The following is a 16,600-nucleotide window of genomic DNA, read 5'->3' as shown; positions in this document are numbered from 1 at the left end:
GCCGGCCCGGGAGCCGTGCGTCCGTGCGGCTCGTCGCATTCCCGGTGCGGACGTGACATGACCGACGCCCCGCTCCCGGCTCCGTGGGAAGAGGTGTGGGAATTCGGTTGGTAGAGTCTTGACCAAATCTCAGTGCATCGCGGGGGCGTTCTGTGTGGCTCCTGACGCGTGCCTGCACCTGTGCCTGACATCGAGAACCTGACGACCCCGACCGACCGACCACCCGCCCTACAGGACGGAGCCGGACGTGCTTCTGCTGCTCGCCGTTCACCTGGCCGCAGCCGTCGTCGCGCCCGTGCTGGTCCGCTGGATGGGCCGCAAGGCGTTCTGGGTCCTGGCGCTCGCCCCCGCCGCGGCCGCCGTCTGGGCGCTGAGCTGGACGTCGCGGGTGCAGTCCGGGAACGGGCCGGTCGAGAACGTCGAGTGGATCCCGGTCCTCGGCCTCAACCTCACGTTCCGGCTGGACACGCTGTCGTGGCTGATGACGCTGATCGTCGGCGGAGTCGGTGCCCTGGTGCTCATCTACTGCTCGGCGTACTTCAAGACGAGCGCGGCCGGGCTGGGCAGGTTCGGTGGCGTGTTCGTCGCGTTCAGCGGCGCGATGCTCGGTCTGGTCACCGCCGACGACCTGCTGCTCCTCTTCACGTTCTGGGAGCTGACGACGGTCACGTCGTACCTGCTCATCGGCCACTACGCGGAGCGCAAGGCGAGCCGGCGGGCCGCCATGCAGGCCATCGTCATCACGACCGCGGGTGGTCTGGCGATGCTCGTCGGCCTGGTGCTGCTGGGCGAGGCGGCGGGCACCTACCTGCTGTCCGAGGTCATCGCGGACCCCCCGCAGGGCACCACCGCGGTCACGGTCGCGATCGTCTGCCTGCTGGCCGGCGCGGTGACCAAGTCGGCGCTCATCCCGTTCCACTTCTGGCTGCCCGCGGCGATGGCGGCACCGACGCCCGTGAGCGCGTACCTGCACGCGGCGGCCATGGTGAAGGCCGGTGTCTACCTGGTCGCCCGGTTCGCCCCGGCGTACTCGACGGACCCGACGTGGGTCTGGATCATCGTCGTGCTCGGCTGCGGGACCATGCTGCTCGGCGGCTACCGGGCGCTGCGGCAGCACGACCTCAAGCTGATCCTCGCGTTCGGCACCGTCAGCCAGCTCGGCCTGATCGTGCTGCTGGTGGGGTTGGGCACCAGGGCGACCGCGCTCGCAGGCCTGGCGATGCTGGGTGCGCACGCGATGTTCAAGGCGGCGCTGTTCCTCGTCGTCGGCGTGGTCGACGCCGCCACCGGCACGCGTGACCTGCGGCGGCTGTCGGGGGTCGGCCGCGAGCTCAAGCTGACCGCGCTCGCGGGCGCGCTGGCGACGGCGTCGATGATCGGCCTGCCGCCGTTCGCGGGCTACGTCGCCAAGGAGGCCGGGCTCGAGGCGCTCGGGCACCTGGACGACACGACGGCCGGGATGATCGTGCTGGTCGCGGTGTCGGTCGGGTCGGTGCTCACGGTCGCCTACGGGCTGCGGCTGTGGTGGGGCGCGTTCTCGACGAAGCCCGCGGTCGTCCCGGAAGAGGTCAGCGAGTCGACGGCCCCGGGCACCTCCATCCACGAGGCCTCCCACGACAAGGCCGAGCCCGCCCCCATCACGCACCCGTCGCTGCTGCTGGTGTGGCCGGCGATGATCCTCGCGGTCCTCGGGCTGGCCGTCGCGCTGCTGCCGCAGCTGGGCGAGCACCTGCTGGCGCCGTACGCGGACACCTACCCCGAGGGCGAGCCCGGGCACCTGGTCCTGTGGGCCGGGTTCACGCCGACGTTCGTCCTCACGCTCGCGATCCTGCTCAGCGGCGCGCTGCTGTTCGCGATCCGCGACCGCGTCGAGCGCTGGCAGACCGCCGCGTACCACGGGCCGGAGGCGGACCGGGTGTACCGGCGCTTCATGCGGCGGCTCGACGACGTGGCGGCCGACGTCACCGCGGTCACCCAGCGCGGTTCGCTGCCCCTGTACCTCGGCCTGATCCTCGTCGTGTTCGTCGTGGCGGTCGGCGGCACCGCGCTGGGCAGCACAGTGTTCCCGTCGCAGGTCCGGTGGTGGGACACGCCCGCACAGCTCGTGTTCGCGGCGGGTGTGATCGCGTCGGCGCTGCTGGTCACCCGCGCCCGGCGGCGGCTCAAGGCCGTCATCCTGCTGGGCATCGGCGGCTACTCCGTCGCCGGTCTGTTCCTGCTGCACGGTGCCCCGGACCTGGCCCTCACGCAGGTGCTGGTCGAGACCGTGACGCTGGTCGTCTTCGTGCTGGTGCTGCGCCGGCTGCCCCCGTACTTCTCCGACCGTCCGCTCGCCGCCAGCCGGTGGGTGCGCCTCGCGCTCGGGCTCGCGGTCGGGCTGACCGTTGCCGGGATCGCGCTGGTCGCGCCCGGCGCGCGCGTGCACCTGCCGGTGTCGAAGGACTTCGCGGAGGAGGCGTACAGCTTCGGGGGCGGCAAGAACATCGTGAACGTGACCCTGGTCGACATCCGCGCGTGGGACACCATGGGCGAGATCTCGGTGCTGCTGGTGGCGGCGACGGGCGTCGCGTCGCTGGTCTTCCTCTCGCGCCGCGCGGGGGCGATCTACCGGGCCGACGAGGCCCGCACCGAGCGTGCCGTCTGGGGCGGCGTACCGGACCCGATGGCGGCGCTGCGGCGTCCGGGCGGCGACGACGCCGCGGTCGACGCGGGCGGGATGGTGGCCGACCGCGACGAGTCCGCGGTGCCGTCGAGCGCGTCACGCGGCCGGGAGTGGCTGCAGGCCGGACGGACGCTCGCGCCGCAGCGGCGGTCGGTGATCTTCGAGGTCGTCGTCCGGCTGCTGTTCCACACGATGATCGTCTACTCGGTGTTCCTGCTGTTCAGCGGGCACAACGCCCCCGGTGGCGGGTTCGCGGCGGGCCTGGTGACGGGCATCGCGCTCATCGTGCGGTACCTCGCGGGTGGTCGGTACGAGCTGGGCGAGGCGGCTCCGGTGCAGCCGGGTCTGCTGCTCGGTCTCGGGCTGTTCCTGTCCGCCGGTGTCGGCCTGCTCGCGCTGCTGGCCGGTGGCGAGGTGCTGCAGTCCTGGATCATCGACCTGCACATCCCCGTGATCGGCGACGTCCACCTGGTCACGTCCCTGTTCTTCGACGTCGGGGTCTACCTGGTGGTCGTCGGCCTGGTGCTCGACATCCTGCGCAGTCTCGGGGCGGAGATCGACCGTCGCGCGGAGACGGGCGAGGACCCGGTGAGCGGCGACGCGGTGGGCGGTGACGCCGAGGGGGAGGTCCCCGCGCAGGTCGGCGCCACCGCGAAACCGGTCGGCGGGGACGGGGGCGAGCCGTGATCGACATGAGCCCGAACATCGTCCTCGTCGTCACCATCGGCGTGCTGTTCGCCGCGGGCGTCTACCTGCTGCTCGAGCGCAGCCTCTCGCGGGTGCTGATCGGCGTCATCCTCATCGGCAACGGCGCGAACCTGCTGTTCCTCGTGGCGGGCGGCGCGGCGGGGCGACCCCCCATCGTCGGCGCGGAGCCCGAGGGGCAGATGAGCGACCCGCTCCCGCAGGCGATGGTGCTGACCGCCATCGTCATCACGCTCGGCATGACCGCGTTCCTCCTGGCCCTGGCCTACCGATCGTGGCAGCTGCACCGGCACGACGAGGTGCAGGACGACGTCGAGGACCGCCGCATCGCGCACCTCGCGGCGGTCGACGAGCGCGCGTTCGCCGACCTGGACACGGAGGTCGCGGCCGAGACGCTCGACGAGGAAGCGGCGGAAGCGCGCGACGAGACCGACGAAGGTGCACCGGCGCACGCCCGGGAGGTGCGCCCGTGAACGACTACACGTGGCTCGTCCCGCTCCCCGTCGTCATCCCGCTGTCCGCCGCGGGCCTCGCGCTCGCGCTCTACCGCCGGCCGAACGTGCAGCGGTTCGTCACCGTGGTGGCCCTCGCGCTCGTGCTCGTCGCCAGCCTCGCGCTGCTCGTGCTCGCCGACGACGGCCCGCTCGTCGTGGACGTCGGTGGCTGGGCGGCTCCCGTCGGCATCGACCTGGTGGCGGACCGGCTGTCCGCGCTCATGCTCACGATCTCCAGCGCGGTCACCCTCTGCGTCCTGCTCTACTCGCTCGCGCAGGGTGGTGAGGACGACGAGGAGTCCGCGCCGGTCTCGATCTACCACCCGACGTACCTGGTGCTGACCGCGGGTGTCGCCAACGCGTTCCTGTCCGGCGACCTGTTCAACCTCTACGTCGGCTTCGAGATCCTGCTGGCCGCCAGCTACGTGCTCATCACGCTCGGCGGCACCGGTGAGCGCATCCGCGCGGGGACCATCTACATCGTCGTCGCGCTGCTGTCCTCGGTGCTGTTCCTGGTCGCGATCGCGATGATCTACGCGGCCACGGGCACCGTGAACCTGGCGCAGCTGGCCATCCGCCTGCCCGAGATCGACCCCGGCGTCAGCCTCGTCCTGCAGGTGCTGCTCCTGCTCGCGTTCGCCATCAAGGCGGCCATCTTCCCGCTGTCCGCGTGGCTCCCGGACTCCTACCCGACCGCCCCCGCACCCGTGACGGCGGTGTTCGCGGGCCTGCTGACCAAGGTCGGCGTGTACGCGATCATCCGCACGCAGACGCTGCTGTTCCCCGGCGGGCGGCTGGACGACGCCCTGATGTGGGCGGCGCTGGCGACGATGGTGATCGGGATCCTCGGCGCCGTCGCGCAGGACGACATCAAGCGACTCCTGTCCTTCACCCTGGTCAGCCACATCGGGTTCATGGTGTTCGGCATCGCCATGGCCACGAACCTCGGCTACACCGCCGCCATCTACTACGTGGCCCACCACATCACCGTGCAGACCGCGCTGTTCCTGGTGGTGGGCCTGGTCGAGCGTGCGGGCGGGTCGACGTCCCTGACCAAGCTGGGCGGTCTGGCCAAGCTGACCCCCCTGCTCGCGATCCTCTTCTTCGTGCCCGCCATGAACCTGGCCGGGATCCCGCCGCTGTCCGGGTTCCTGGGCAAGGTGGGCCTCCTCGAAGCGGGTGTACAGCTGGGCACCCCGCTGGCGTACGTGCTGGTGGTCGGGTCGGTGCTGACCTCGTTGCTGACGCTGTACGCGCTGGTCAAGGCGTGGAACAAGGCGTTCTGGCAGACCCCCGAGGAGCCCCGCCCGCCGGTGCGCCTGCCGTTCGGGATGGTCGCGCCGACCGCCGCGCTCATCTCCGTCGGCCTGCTGCTCACCGTCGCGGCCGGCCCGCTGTACGCCTACACCGAGCGCGCGGCCGTCTCGCTGACCGAGCGCACCCCGTACGTCGACGCCGTGCTGCCCGACGGCGAGCGCGGCCAGGGCGTCTCCGACGACGTGGCGGAGGAGCAGCCATGAGCCTGCACCCGCGCCGGCACCGGTGGCGCACCCAGTGGGCGACGGTCGTCTGGCTGACCGTCGTGTGGGTCTTCCTGTGGGGGGACCTGTCCGTCGGCAACGTGCTGTCCGGCCTCGTGATCGCGCTCGCCGTGACCACCGGGCTGCGGATGGCACCCATCGACTTCCACGGGCGGTTCCGTCCGCTGGGCTTCCTGCGGCTGTCCGGCCGGTTCGCCGTCGACCTGGTGAAGGCGTCCTTCGAGGTCAGCCTCATCGCGCTCCGGCCCCGGTACGTGCCGCACGGCGCGGTGATCGGCGTGCAGCTGCGCAGCCACTCCGACCTGTACCTGACGCTGACCGCGGAGCTGTCCTCGCTGGTGCCGGGCTCGCTCGTGGTCGAGGCGCACCGGCTCACCGGGATGCTGTACCTGCACGTGCTCGACGTGCGGCAGAGCGGCGGCATCGAGGCGGCCCGCCAGGCGGTGCTGGACCAGGAGGAGCGGGTGCTGCGGGCGTTCGCGTCGGACGAGGAGCTGGCCGCGGCCGGGCTGGGGGTGCGCACATGACCGTCGTCATCTGGGTCTGCGGGATCCTGCTCACCGTCGGGGCGGTGCTGGCGATCATCCGCGCGGAGAAGGGTCCGTCGATGCTCGACCGGACCGTCGCGCTCGACATCGTGGTGACGTCGATGATCGTGGCCGTCGCGCTGTACGCCGCCGTCGAGCGCCGCACCGACGTCGTCCCCGTCCTCGTGGTGCTGTCGCTCGTCGGCTTCGTCGGGTCCGTGACCATCGCGCGGTTCGCGGCGGTCGAGCCGGAGGGCGAGGGCCGCGTGCGCACCCGGGAGGAGATCGCCGCCCAGGAGGCCGAGCGCATGGACGCCGAGGACGAGGCCGAGGGCGCGCGTCGCACGGGCCGTCGTGAGGGGTACGACGAGCACCACGGCGGCGGCGCCGAGGGGGAGGTCCGAGGATGACCCAGGACCAGTGGACGACGGTCGCCGACGTGGCCTCCGCCGTGTGCCTGCTGGGCGGCGCCTTCCTCGCGTTCGCCGCCGGCGTCGGCGTGCTGCGCTTCCCGGACCTGCTCGCACGCATGCACGCGGGCACCAAGCCGCAGGTCCTCGGCCTCGCGCTCGTGCTCATCGGCCTCGCGCTGCGGCTGCGGTCCGGCGGGGCGGTGTGGGCTCTGGTGCTCGTCGCGGTGTTCCAGATGCTCACCGCACCCGTGGCGGCGCACATGGTCGGACGGGCCGGCTACCGGACGGGCAAGGTCCGCAGCGACCTCCTGGTGGTCGACGAGCTGACCAAGGACCAGGAGCGCGCGCAGGTGCGGGACCATGGTCGCGCCGAGGACGACGACCCCCGAGACTGAGGCGTCGACCCGACGCCGACCCGCGAGACCGAGGGCGAGGAGGAGGACGCGATGACGCGACCGGACGTGGTGGTGGTCGGCTCCGGCCCCAACGGTCTCGCCGCCGCCGTCACCCTCGCGCGCGCCGGCCTGCGGGTGACGGTCCTGGAGGCGCAGCCGACCGTCGGCGGCGGGGCGCGGACCCTCGACCTCGGCCTCGCCGACGGCGTCACCCACGACATCTGCTCCGCCGTCCACCCGATGGCGTGGGCCTCCCCGTTCTTCCAGCAGTTCGACCTGCGGGCCCGCGGGGTCGAGCTCCTGGTGCCCGAGGTCTCGTACGCCCAGCCGCTCCCCGACGGGCGCGCGGGCGTGGCGTACCGGGACCTCGACCGGACCGTCGAGGAGCTCGGCGTGGACGGTGCGGTGTGGCGGTCGCTGGTCGGCGGGGACCCCGCGGCGGCGGTCCGGGTGGCGCTGTTCGACAAGCGGTCGGTGCCGCTGGTCGACCCCCTGGCGGCAGCACGGTTCGGGCTCGGCATCCTCGAGCAGGGCACGCGCGCGTGGGACCGCAGGTTCGTCGGCGACGTCGCCCCCGCCCTGCTCACCGGAGTCGCGGCGCACGCGATCACGCCCCTGCCGTCGATCGCGGGCGCAGGCACCGCCCTCCTGCTGGGCACCCTCGCGCACGCCGAGGGCGGCTGGCCCATCCCGCGCGGCGGCTCCGGGGCGATCACCGCCGCGCTGGTGCGCGACCTCGAGGCGCACGGCGGCACGGTCCGTAGCGACCACCGCGTCCGCACCGAGGCCGACCTCCCGATCGCGCACTGCTACGTCTTCGACACCACCCCGCGGACCCTCGTCGACGTGCTCGGCCACCGGCTGCCCCCGCGGGCGCGGGAGGCGCTCGACGCCTTCGAGTACGGCGACGCGGCGGCCAAGGTCGACTTCGTGCTCGACGGTCCCGTGCCGTGGACCGTGCCCGAGGTCGGGCGTGCCGGCACCGTGCACGTCGGCGGGACGCGTGCCGAGATGGCCCGCGCGGAGAACGCGGTCGCCCGCGGCGAGCACGCGGACCTGCCGATGACGCTGGTCAGCGACCCGTCCGTCGTCGACGACACCCGCCAGGTGCACGGCCGACGGCCCCTGTGGACCTACGCGCACGTGCCGTCCGGGTCCGACGTGGACGTGACCGAGGCCGTCACCCGGCACATCGAGCGGTACGCCCCCGGGTTCCGGGACGTCGTCGTCACGTCCCGGTGCATCCCGGCCGCGCACCTGAGCGACCACAACGAGAACTACGTCGACGGCGACATCTCCGCGGGGCGCGCCAGCATCGGCCAGCTCTTCGCGCGGCCGACCCGCCGACTCGACCCGTACTTCTCCGGCCGCGCCGGGGTGTACCTGTGCTCCGCGTCGACCCCGCCCGGCCCCGGCGTGCACGGCCTCGGCGGGTGGTACGCGGCGAAGCGGGTGCTGCGCGAGTTCGGGATCATGGCGCCGCCGAGCCTGGCGCCGTAGTGGCTCGCGTCAGTCCAGCGGGTCGACGTCCGGTCAGTCGTCGACCTTCGCCGTGAACCGCGCGGTGCCCCGGGTGGCCAGCACCCGGGACATCGCGACGAGCGCCCCGGTGATCGCCGCTGCGGCCACGATCTCCGCCAGCCCGGCGTCGCCCTGGTCGTCGGCGGGCGGCGGGTTGTGCCCGGTCTTCGCCCGCCACGCCAGGTTGAGCACCTTCTGCACGACCAGGGCGGCGGCGAACGCCGCGCCCGCGCCGATGAGCTTGGCGACGATGGACTGGGTCTGCTTGTCGGTCACGGGAGCCTCCGGGTGTGGTGACGGGTCTGCGACGACCGTAGCCCGGTGAGCGCGCGTGCGCTGCTCAGGGGCGGCGTAGGATCGCGGCGAACGACAGGGGAGCGTCGGACCCGCAGGGGTCTGGACGCTGAGAGTGCGGACCACCGCAGACCCTCGAACCTGATCCGGTTGATACCGGCGTAGGGAGTCGGGCTTCTCAGCCCTCGCAGGTGAGCCTGCGACGGCCCCCTCCTTTCCGACCAAGGAGGAGCATCACCCATGGCGAGGACTCACTCGCTTCTCGCTGGTCTCGGCATCCTGGCTCTGGCCGGGTGCTCGGCGATCGGCACGGACGACCCCGCCCCCAGCACGTCGGCGGGCACCGTCACCCTCGTCACGCACGACTCGTTCGTGCTGTCCGACGGCATCCTCGACGCGTTCGAGCAGGAGTCCGGCCTCACGGTCGAGCTCGTGCAGCCGGGCGACGGCGGCGCGCTGGTGAACCAGCTCGTGCTGACCAAGGACGCCCCGCTGGGGGACCTGGTGTTCGGCATCGACAACTCGTTCGCCTCCCGGGCGGTCGACGAGGGCGTCGTCGCGCCGACCGAGGCGCCGGACGCGTTCGAGGGCGCGCTGGTGCCGATCGACTACGGCGACGTCTGCATCAACGTCGACCACGCCTGGTTCACCGCCCAGGGCCTCGCGGAGCCGGTGACGCTCGAGGACCTGACCGAGCCGGCGTACAAGGACCTGCTGGTGGTCCCCAACGCGGTGACGTCGTCGCCGGGCCTGTCCTTCCTGCTGGCGACCGTCGGCGCGTTCGGCGAGGACGGCTGGGTGGACTACTGGACCGCGCTGAAGGCCAACGGCGTGAAGGTGGCCGACGGCTGGTCCGACGCGTACTTCACGGACTTCTCCGGCGGTGGCGGTGGCGGACCGCGCCCGATCGTCCTGTCGTACGCCTCGTCGCCCCCGTCGACCGTCCCCGAGGGTGGCACGGAGCCGACGACCGGCGCCCTGCTCGACACCTGCTTCCGGCAGACGGAGTACGCGGGCGTGCTCGAGGGCGCGGCGAACCCGGAGGGCGCGCAGCAGCTGCTCGACTTCCTGCTGTCCGACGAGGTGCAGGACGACATCCCGGTGTCCATGTACATGTACCCCGTGAGCGACACGGCCACGCTCCCCGAGGAGTGGACCGCGTTCGCACCCCTGGCGACCGACCCGTTCGAGGTCTCGCCCGAGGACATCAGCAAGAACCGTGAGGCGTGGCTGGCCCTCTGGTCGGAGACGGTGATCGGCTGACCATGTCCGTCTCGACGCTCACCCGACCCGACGTTGCTGCAGCGTCGGGTCGGGGACGTGTCGTCGTGTTCTGGACGGCCGCCGTCCTGGTGCCGCTGCTGTTCCTCGGCATCTTCTTCGCGTGGCCCGTCGCGGTCATGATCGCCAAGGGGTTCGTCGTCGACGGGCACCTGGACCTCAGCGGGTTCGCGGACGTGTTCTCGCGGCCGCGCACCTGGCGGATCGTCGGGCTGACGCTCGCGCAGGCGACCCTGGGGACGGTGCTCAGCGTGCTGCTCGGGGTGCCCGGCGCGTACGTGCTGTACCGGCACTCGTTCCGCGGGCGCACCCTCCTGCGCGCGTTCGTCACCGTGCCGTTCGTCCTGCCGACCGTCGTCGTCGGCGTCGCGTTCCGGTCGCTGCTCGTCGACGGCGGGCCGCTCGGGTTCCTGCACCTGGACGGCACGTTCGCGGCCATCGTCGCCGCACTCGTGTTCTTCAACTACGCGGTCGTCGTGCGGGCCGTCGGCGGGCTCTGGGAGCGGCTCGACCCCCGCGCGGAGCAGGCCGCGCGGGCGCTCGGCGCGTCGCCGTGGCGGGCGTTCCGGACGGTGACGCTGCCCGCGCTGACACCGGCGATCGCGTCGGCGGCGTCGCTCGCGTTCCTGTTCTGCGCGACCGCGTTCGGGACCGTCCTGGTGCTCGGTGGCCTGCAGTTCGGCACCATCGAGACCGAGATCTGGATCCAGACGACGCAGTTCCTGGACCTGCGGGCAGCCGCGGTGCTCTCGGTGGTCCAGCTGGTCGTCGTCGCGGGGACGCTCGTCGTCGCCGGCCGGGCCCGGTCGCGTCGAGAGACCGCGATGGCGCTCACCGTCCCGTCCGCGTCGGTCCGTCCGCTGCGGCTGCGACGACCCACCGGCATGCCGCCCGGCGACGGGCACGCGCTCACCCTCGTCGCCACGGCCGTGACCGCGGCCGTCGTCCTCCTGCTGGCCCTGCCCCTGGTCAACCTGGTCGTCCGGTCGCTGCGGACCGGCGACGGCTGGGGGCTCGACCACTACGCGGCTCTCGGCACCACCGGCGGGTCGCTCACCGTCACGGTCTGGCAGGCCACGCTGAACTCCCTGCGGGTCGCGCTCGACGCCACGGTGATCGCGCTGGTCGTCGGCGGGCTCGTCGCGCTCGTGGTGTCCCGACGGCCGCGCCGCGCGGTCGGTCGTCGGGCCGTCGCGGGCCTCGACGCGCTGTTCATGCTCCCGCTCGGCGTCTCCGCGGTGACCGTCGGGTTCGGGTTCCTGCTGTCCATGCACCACCCGTTCGGGCTGCCCGTCGACCTGCGGACCAGCCCGCTGCTGGTGCCGATCGCGCAGGCGGTGGTCGCCGTGCCGCTCGTCGTCCGGGTGGTGCTGCCGGTCCTGCGCGCGATCGACCCGCGGCTGCGGGAGGCGGCCGCGACGCTCGGTGCCACGCCCGGTCGCGTGCTGCGGACCGTGGACCTGTCGATCGCCGGCCGGTCCCTGGGCCTCGCCGTCGGGTTCGCGTTCGCCGCGTCGCTGGGGGAGTTCGGCGCCACGTCGTTCCTCGCCCGTCCCGACCGGCCGACGCTGCCCGTGGTGATCTTCCGGCTCATCGGCCGGCCCGGTGCCGAGTCCTACGGCATGGCGCTCGCCGCGTCGGTGGTCCTCGCGGTGCTCACCGCGGGGATCGTCGCGGCCTGCGAACGACTGCGCGCACCCGGCGCCGGAGGTGAGTGGTGAACGGACTGTCCGTGCGTGACGTCGTGGTGCGGTACGGCAGCGTGCCCGCGGTCGACGGGGTGTCCCTCGACGTGGCCCCCGGGTCGGTCGTCGCGCTGCTCGGACCGTCCGGCTGCGGCAAGTCGTCGCTCCTGCGCGCCGTCGCCGGGCTCGAACCGCTGGCCGCCGGGTCGGTGTCCTGGGACGGCGTCTCGCTGGCGGGAGTGCCCGTGCACCGGCGCGGGTTCGGGCTGATGTTCCAGGACGGGCAGCTCTTCGCGCACCGGACCGTCGGCGGGAACGTCGCCTACGGCCTGCCGGCCCGCTCGGCCGCGCGGGTCGCGGAGCTGCTCGAGCTCGTCGGGCTGGCCGGTTACGAGGACCGCGGCATCGCGACCCTGTCCGGCGGCGAGCGTCAACGCGTGGCCCTGGCCCGCGCGCTCGCCCCCGCACCCCGGCTCCTGCTGCTCGACGAGCCCTTGTCCGCCCTCGACCGTGCCCTGCGCGAACGCCTCGCCGTGGACCTGCGCGCCGCGCTCGTCGCCACCGGCACCACCGCCGTGTTCGTCACCCACGACCAGGACGAGGCCTTCGCCGTCGCCGACCGCGTCGCCGTCATGGCGGCCGGCTGGCTCCTGCAGGTCGACGCCCCCGCGGACCTCTGGGTCCGGCCGGCCAGCCGCGAGGTCGCGTCGTTCCTCGGCTACGAGGCCTTCGTGCCGCTGGACAGCCCCGCCGCCGCACCCCTGCGCGACGCCCTCGACGTCCCGCCGTCCGGGGCGACCCTCGCGCTCGCCGAGGGTGCGTTCGTCGTCGGGCGCACCGGCGTCGCCAAGGGCACCGTGCGCGGGGTCTCGTCGCGACGAGGACGGTCCGAGGTCCGCGTCGACGTCGACGGGATCGGCGTGGTCACCGCGCTCGGGCCGGTGGGCGGGCGGTGGTCGGTCGGGGACGTGGTGGAGCTCGGCGTGGAGCCGGACGCACTGGCGATCCTCGACGCCTGACCGGCAGCCGATCCACGGGTGCCTGATCGCGGTCCGCGCCCCAGCGGACTACGGTCGGAAGCATCCGGTCGAGCAGGTTCGAGCACCGAGGTGATGGCGATGACGCTGGAGCTCCGCGAGGTCGTGTCGGTCGACATCCCCGTGCCGCTGTCGAAGGTGTGGGCCTCCCTGCGGGACCCGGTCCTGGTGCGCCGCTGGTACGGGTGGGACCACGACGGCCTCGACGCGCAGGTCCGCGCGTTCGTCGACACCGCCGTCGAGACGCAGGACGTCGTCGGTGACGCCAGCATCCACACCCTGAGCTGGCCGCACCACGACAGGCTCACCCTGCGGTCCGCCGCGCACGAGCCCCACCGCACCCACCTGACCGTCACCCGGCGCAGCCACGAGGGCATGGCCACGTTCGACGGCGTGCGAGACCAGGTCGACGAGGGCTGGACCGCGTACGTCCACCAGCTGCAGTTCGCGCTGACCGTCCACCCCGACCAGGACCGGCGCACCCTGTCGACGTTCGGGCTGCCGTCCGGCGACCGCGGCGACCGGCTGCTCGACCGCGCCGGACTCGTCGGCATCCGCGGGGTGCCGATCGGTGGGCACGTCCAGGCGCGCCGGCCGGACGGGACCCTGCTCGGCGGCACGCTCGTCTACGAGACGCCGCTCCAGCTCGGGCTGCGCCTGCACGGCATCTCCGAGATGTTCCTGGTCCTCCAGGAGACGCCGGCCGCCCACACGCCACCGCACGGCACCGTCGACGCGATCCTGTCCACGTACGGGCTCGACGACGAGACGTTCGAGCAGATCCGCGAGCGCTGGTCCCGCTGGTGGGAGACGGCGCTCCCGCGGGGATCGTCGCGCGTCACGTCAGCCTGAGCTGCCACTCCCCGGAGCCACCGGCCGGGCGGAACCCGAGCGCGACGTTGATGGAGAGCATGTAGGAGTTCTCCTCGGCGTTCCACGTGCCGACGCGCCGCACGGACGGCCGCTCCGCCGCGAGGCGCTGCAGGTTCGCCGTCTTGACCAGCATCCCCAGGCGCTTGCCGCGGTGCTCCTTGATGACGAGCGTGTCGTCCTGGTGCACGAACTCGTCGGTGTTGGGGACCGCCATGAAGCACGTGAACGCCGCGAGGGTGTGCGTCGGGACGTGCTCGGCGGCCAGCACCAGCAGCTCGAGCTCCCGCTCCTGGTACTGCTGCTCCGTGACCCGGATCCGCTCGGCGTCCCAGACGTCCTCCTCGAGATCCAGACCGCCGAGGGGTGCGTCCGTGCTCATGCGGGTGTTCAGCAGCGCGTACTCGTCGACCCACTCGTCCGGCACGTGGCTCTGCCACGTGACCAGGCGGTAGTCGGGTCCGGCGTGCGCCTCGGCCTCGGCACGGTGCTTCGCGACGAGGTCCGCGTCGAAGGGCAGGTCGAACACCGAGTACCGCTCGACCTGCTCCAGCGCGAAGCCCCGCTGCAGCAGGAAGCGCGAACCGGCGGCGTCGGCCTCGACCCGCCCGACGCCCGTCGTCGCCGCGAGCGTGCCGGGGCCGTCGGGCGGCTCGACCTGCTGGTCCGTCGACGCCGTGACGGTCGTCCGGCCGGCGTCCCGGGCCAGTGCGAGGGACGCGTCGTACAACGACGCACCGACACCTCGACGGCGCTGCGACGGTCGCACGCCGATCTCGACCTGCGCCGTGTGCGTGTTGTCCTGCAGCGGGAGGTTCACCATCGCGTAGCCGAGGACACGCTCCGGGTCGGGGGAGTCGTGCTCGTCGTCGGCCACCGCGACCAGGCGTGGCTTGCTGATGTAGCGCTGGTCGTGCATCGACCCGAGGATCTCGGTGGCGGTGCGCTCGAAGTCGCGGTTGCCCCACGCGGCGAGCAGCACGTCGTTCATCGCGGCGGTGTAGCCGTGCAGGAGCCACGCCCCCTCGGGCGTCTCCGTCACCGGCACCTCACGGATCGACCACGTCGTCATTCCGTCCACGATCCGCCTGTCGATCGCCGGTGGCGAGCCCTTTTCGAGCCCGTCGCTACTCTCACGAGATGGTGTGGTTGGAGATCGTCGGCTGGGCCGGCTCGCTGCTGGTCATCGTCTCGCTCACGCAGGCGCGGGTGCTGCGCTTCCGGTGGCTGAACCTCGCCGGGGCCGTGATCGCGACGTTCTACAACGCGGTCGTCGGCATCTGGCCGTTCGCCGTGATGAACGGGGTCATCGCCGTCATCGACGTCTACTGGCTGGTCCGGCTGCACCGCGAGCGGCACGACGCGCAGGTCTACGGCGTCCTCGAGGTCCCCGCCGACGACTCCGTCCTGCGCCACCTGCTCGACACCCACGCCCCCGACATCGCCCGGTTCCACCCCGCGTTCGCCGCCGCCGACCCCGGTCCGTCCGCCGCGTTCGTCGTCGTGCGCGGCGACGAGCTGATCGGGGCCGTCGTCGTCCGGTCCGCCGGTGACGGCGTCGGTCGCGTGGACCTCGACTACGTGACGCCGCGGTACCGGGACTTCACGCCCGGGGAGTTCGTGTACCAGGACAGCGGGGTGTTCGCCGCGCACGGGTTCCGCCGGCTGGTGGTCAGCGGCTCGCCCGCTCCCGAGTCGCGCGCCTACCTCGAGCGGGTCGGCTTCCACTCGACCGCCCACGGCTGGGAGCGCGAGGTCCCGACGGCGGCCTGACCCGCGCGATTCGCTCGCCGCACGCTGGGGGGCGTCCGGCCGTCTGGCCGGGTTCCGTCCCTCCGCTAGCATGAGTTCGGACAGCCGAACTTTCCGGAAGGTGACCCGATGACGAGCAGCGCGACCGACGACGCCGTCGAGGTCACCACCCGGCGCCCTCGTCGTGCCCCGCTGCTGCTCGGTCCGGCGTTCGTCGCGGCCATCGCCTACGTCGACCCGGGCAACGTCGCCGCCAACCTCACCGCCGGCGCGCGGTACGGCTACCTGCTCCTGTGGGTGCTCGTCGCGGCGAACGCCATGGCCGTCCTGGTCCAGTACCAGTCCGCGAAGCTCGGTCTGGTCACCGGGGACTCGCTGCCCGGGGTGCTCGGGCAGCGGATGCGGCGCACCCCGCGGCTGGCGTTCTGGATGCAGGCCGAGGTGGTCGCGGCGGCCACCGACATCGCCGAGGTGGTCGGCGGTGCCATCGCCCTCCAGCTGCTGTTCGGTGTTCCGCTGCCGGTCGGCGGGCTGATCGTCGGCGTCGTGTCGCTGCTCCTGCTGGCCACGCAGAACCGATACGGGCAGCGCCGGTTCGAGCGCGTCATCATCGGGCTGCTCGCCGTCATCACGGTCGGGTTCCTCGCGGGCCTGTTCGTCTCGCCGCCCGACGCCCGCGGGATGCTGTCCGGGCTCGTCCCGCGCTTCGACGGCACCGACTCGGTCCTGCTGGCGGCCTCGATGCTCGGCGCCACCGTCATGCCCCACGCGATCTACGTGCACTCGGCGCTCGCCCGCGACCGCCACGGGCGCCCCACCGGCGCGGGCCTCCGGGAGGTCCTGCGGTCGACCCGCTGGGACGTCGGCATCGCGCTGGCCATCGCCGGCGCCGTCAACATCGGCCTGCTCCTGCTCGCCGCCTCCGGCCTGCGCGGCGTCCCCGGCACCGACTCGATCCCCGGCGCGTACGACGCGATCGCCGACGCGCTCGGCATCGGCATCGCGATCGCGTTCGCCATCGGGCTGCTCGCGTCGGGCCTGGCGTCCACCTCCGTGGGCGCGTACGCGGGCGCGACGATCATGGAAGGGCTGATCCACCGTCGGATCCCGTTGCTGGTCCGCCGCGTGGTCACCCTGATCCCGGCGATCATCCTGCTGGCCGTCGGCGCCGACGCCACCTGGACCCTCGTCCTCTCGCAGGTGGTGCTCAGCTTCGGCATCCCGTTCGCGGTCATCCCGCTCGTCGCCCTGACCCGCAACCGGACCGTCATGGGCACCCACCGCAACGGCCCCTGGCTCCACGCCACCCTGCTCCTGGTGGTGACCCTGGTGGTCGCCCTGAACGTGACCCTCCTGGTTCTCCTGCTCCTGGGCTGACCCGTTCAGCCCAACCCGGGCGCCCCACCGCCCTCTCCGCCCGCGA

At 72.9% G+C, this 16,600-nt stretch carries 15 protein-coding genes and 1 riboswitch; of the genes, 13 read left to right on the top strand and 2 right to left on the bottom strand.

The annotated features are described in order from the left end of the window. Nucleotides 1-247 precede the first annotated feature (247 nt). Genes ACXJKF_RS10725 through ACXJKF_RS10695 form a run of 7 tightly spaced genes read left to right on the top strand, consistent with a single transcriptional unit; the run spans nucleotide 248 to nucleotide 8,237 of the window. The gene (locus tag ACXJKF_RS10725) at nucleotides 248-3,349 is read left to right on the top strand and encodes a Na+/H+ antiporter subunit A (protein WP_456787701.1); all 3,102 of its coding nucleotides are present in this window, start codon (nucleotides 248-250) and stop codon (nucleotides 3,347-3,349) included. A 5-nt stretch (nucleotides 3,350-3,354) separates the two neighbouring features. Further along, nucleotides 3,355-3,840 carry a Na(+)/H(+) antiporter subunit C gene (locus ACXJKF_RS10720; RefSeq protein WP_456787700.1) on the top strand — a complete coding sequence of 162 codons (486 nt, stop codon included), beginning with the start codon at nucleotides 3,355-3,357 and terminating at the stop codon, nucleotides 3,838-3,840. Further along, nucleotides 3,837-5,381 carry a Na+/H+ antiporter subunit D gene (locus ACXJKF_RS10715; protein ID WP_456787699.1) on the top strand — a complete coding sequence of 515 codons (1,545 nt, stop codon included), beginning with the start codon at nucleotides 3,837-3,839 and terminating at the stop codon, nucleotides 5,379-5,381. The genes ACXJKF_RS10720 and ACXJKF_RS10715 overlap by 4 nt, the downstream gene beginning before the upstream one ends. Beyond that, nucleotides 5,378-5,929, top strand: coding sequence for a Na+/H+ antiporter subunit E (locus ACXJKF_RS10710; RefSeq protein WP_456787698.1), 552 nt, complete (start codon nucleotides 5,378-5,380; stop codon nucleotides 5,927-5,929). The genes ACXJKF_RS10715 and ACXJKF_RS10710 overlap by 4 nt, the downstream gene beginning before the upstream one ends. After that, nucleotides 5,926-6,339 carry a monovalent cation/H+ antiporter complex subunit F gene (locus tag ACXJKF_RS10705; RefSeq protein WP_456787697.1) on the top strand — a complete coding sequence of 138 codons (414 nt, stop codon included), beginning with the start codon at nucleotides 5,926-5,928 and terminating at the stop codon, nucleotides 6,337-6,339. Before ACXJKF_RS10710 ends, ACXJKF_RS10705 begins: the two co-directional genes overlap by 4 nt. Further along, complete coding sequence (gene mnhG, locus ACXJKF_RS10700; RefSeq protein WP_456787696.1) at nucleotides 6,336-6,737, top strand: monovalent cation/H(+) antiporter subunit G; 402 nt, start codon at nucleotides 6,336-6,338, stop codon at nucleotides 6,735-6,737. Before ACXJKF_RS10705 ends, mnhG begins: the two co-directional genes overlap by 4 nt. Nucleotides 6,738-6,788: 51 nt before the next feature. Further along, nucleotides 6,789-8,237, top strand: coding sequence for a phytoene desaturase family protein (locus tag ACXJKF_RS10695; RefSeq protein WP_456787695.1), 1,449 nt, complete (start codon nucleotides 6,789-6,791; stop codon nucleotides 8,235-8,237). A 33-nt stretch (nucleotides 8,238-8,270) separates the two neighbouring features. Here the strand turns inward: ACXJKF_RS10695 and ACXJKF_RS10690 are convergent, their stop codons facing one another. Then, the gene (locus ACXJKF_RS10690) at nucleotides 8,271-8,534 is read right to left on the bottom strand and encodes a DUF4235 domain-containing protein (RefSeq protein ID WP_456787694.1); all 264 of its coding nucleotides are present in this window, start codon (nucleotides 8,532-8,534) and stop codon (nucleotides 8,271-8,273) included. A gap of 85 nt (nucleotides 8,535-8,619) precedes the next feature. Beyond that, a riboswitch (TPP riboswitch) is annotated at nucleotides 8,620-8,737 on the top strand. A gap of 55 nt (nucleotides 8,738-8,792) precedes the next feature. Between ACXJKF_RS10690 and ACXJKF_RS10685 the strand changes: the two genes are divergently transcribed. The 4 genes from ACXJKF_RS10685 (at nucleotide 8,793) to ACXJKF_RS10670 (ending at nucleotide 13,407) form a co-directional block, all read left to right on the top strand. Beyond that, entirely contained in the window at nucleotides 8,793-9,815 is a 1,023-nt protein-coding gene (locus ACXJKF_RS10685) for a thiamine ABC transporter substrate-binding protein (protein ID WP_456787693.1), read from the top strand. Nucleotides 9,816-9,817: 2 nt separating this feature from the next. Then, entirely contained in the window at nucleotides 9,818-11,554 is a 1,737-nt protein-coding gene (locus tag ACXJKF_RS10680; RefSeq protein ID WP_456787692.1) for an ABC transporter permease, read from the top strand. Continuing rightward, nucleotides 11,548-12,537 carry an ABC transporter ATP-binding protein gene (locus ACXJKF_RS10675; RefSeq protein ID WP_456787691.1) on the top strand — a complete coding sequence of 330 codons (990 nt, stop codon included), beginning with the start codon at nucleotides 11,548-11,550 and terminating at the stop codon, nucleotides 12,535-12,537. The genes ACXJKF_RS10680 and ACXJKF_RS10675 overlap by 7 nt, the downstream gene beginning before the upstream one ends. Nucleotides 12,538-12,636: 99 nt before the next feature. Further along, complete coding sequence (locus ACXJKF_RS10670; RefSeq protein ID WP_456787690.1) at nucleotides 12,637-13,407, top strand: SRPBCC family protein; 771 nt, start codon at nucleotides 12,637-12,639, stop codon at nucleotides 13,405-13,407. Here ACXJKF_RS10670 and ACXJKF_RS10665 read toward each other — a convergent pair. After that, a complete protein-coding gene (locus ACXJKF_RS10665; RefSeq protein WP_456787689.1) occupies nucleotides 13,394-14,497 on the bottom strand; it encodes a GNAT family N-acetyltransferase in 1,104 nt (367 codons plus the stop codon). The genes ACXJKF_RS10670 and ACXJKF_RS10665 overlap by 14 nt on opposite strands. 68 nt (nucleotides 14,498-14,565) lie before the next feature. Here ACXJKF_RS10665 and ACXJKF_RS10660 point away from each other — a divergent pair, with 68 nt between their 5' ends. Beyond that, nucleotides 14,566-15,198, top strand: coding sequence for a hypothetical protein (locus ACXJKF_RS10660; protein ID WP_456787688.1), 633 nt, complete (start codon nucleotides 14,566-14,568; stop codon nucleotides 15,196-15,198). Between the two features lie 108 nt (nucleotides 15,199-15,306). Beyond that, the gene (locus ACXJKF_RS10655) at nucleotides 15,307-16,554 is read left to right on the top strand and encodes an Nramp family divalent metal transporter (RefSeq protein ID WP_456787687.1); all 1,248 of its coding nucleotides are present in this window, start codon (nucleotides 15,307-15,309) and stop codon (nucleotides 16,552-16,554) included. Nucleotides 16,555-16,600: the final 46 nt, after the last annotated feature.

The sequence above is a fragment of the Cellulomonas sp. P5_C5 genome (assembly GCF_054049655.1).
The sequence above is the reverse complement of the archived record's forward strand: the minus strand, read 5'-3'. Positions and strand labels throughout refer to the sequence as shown.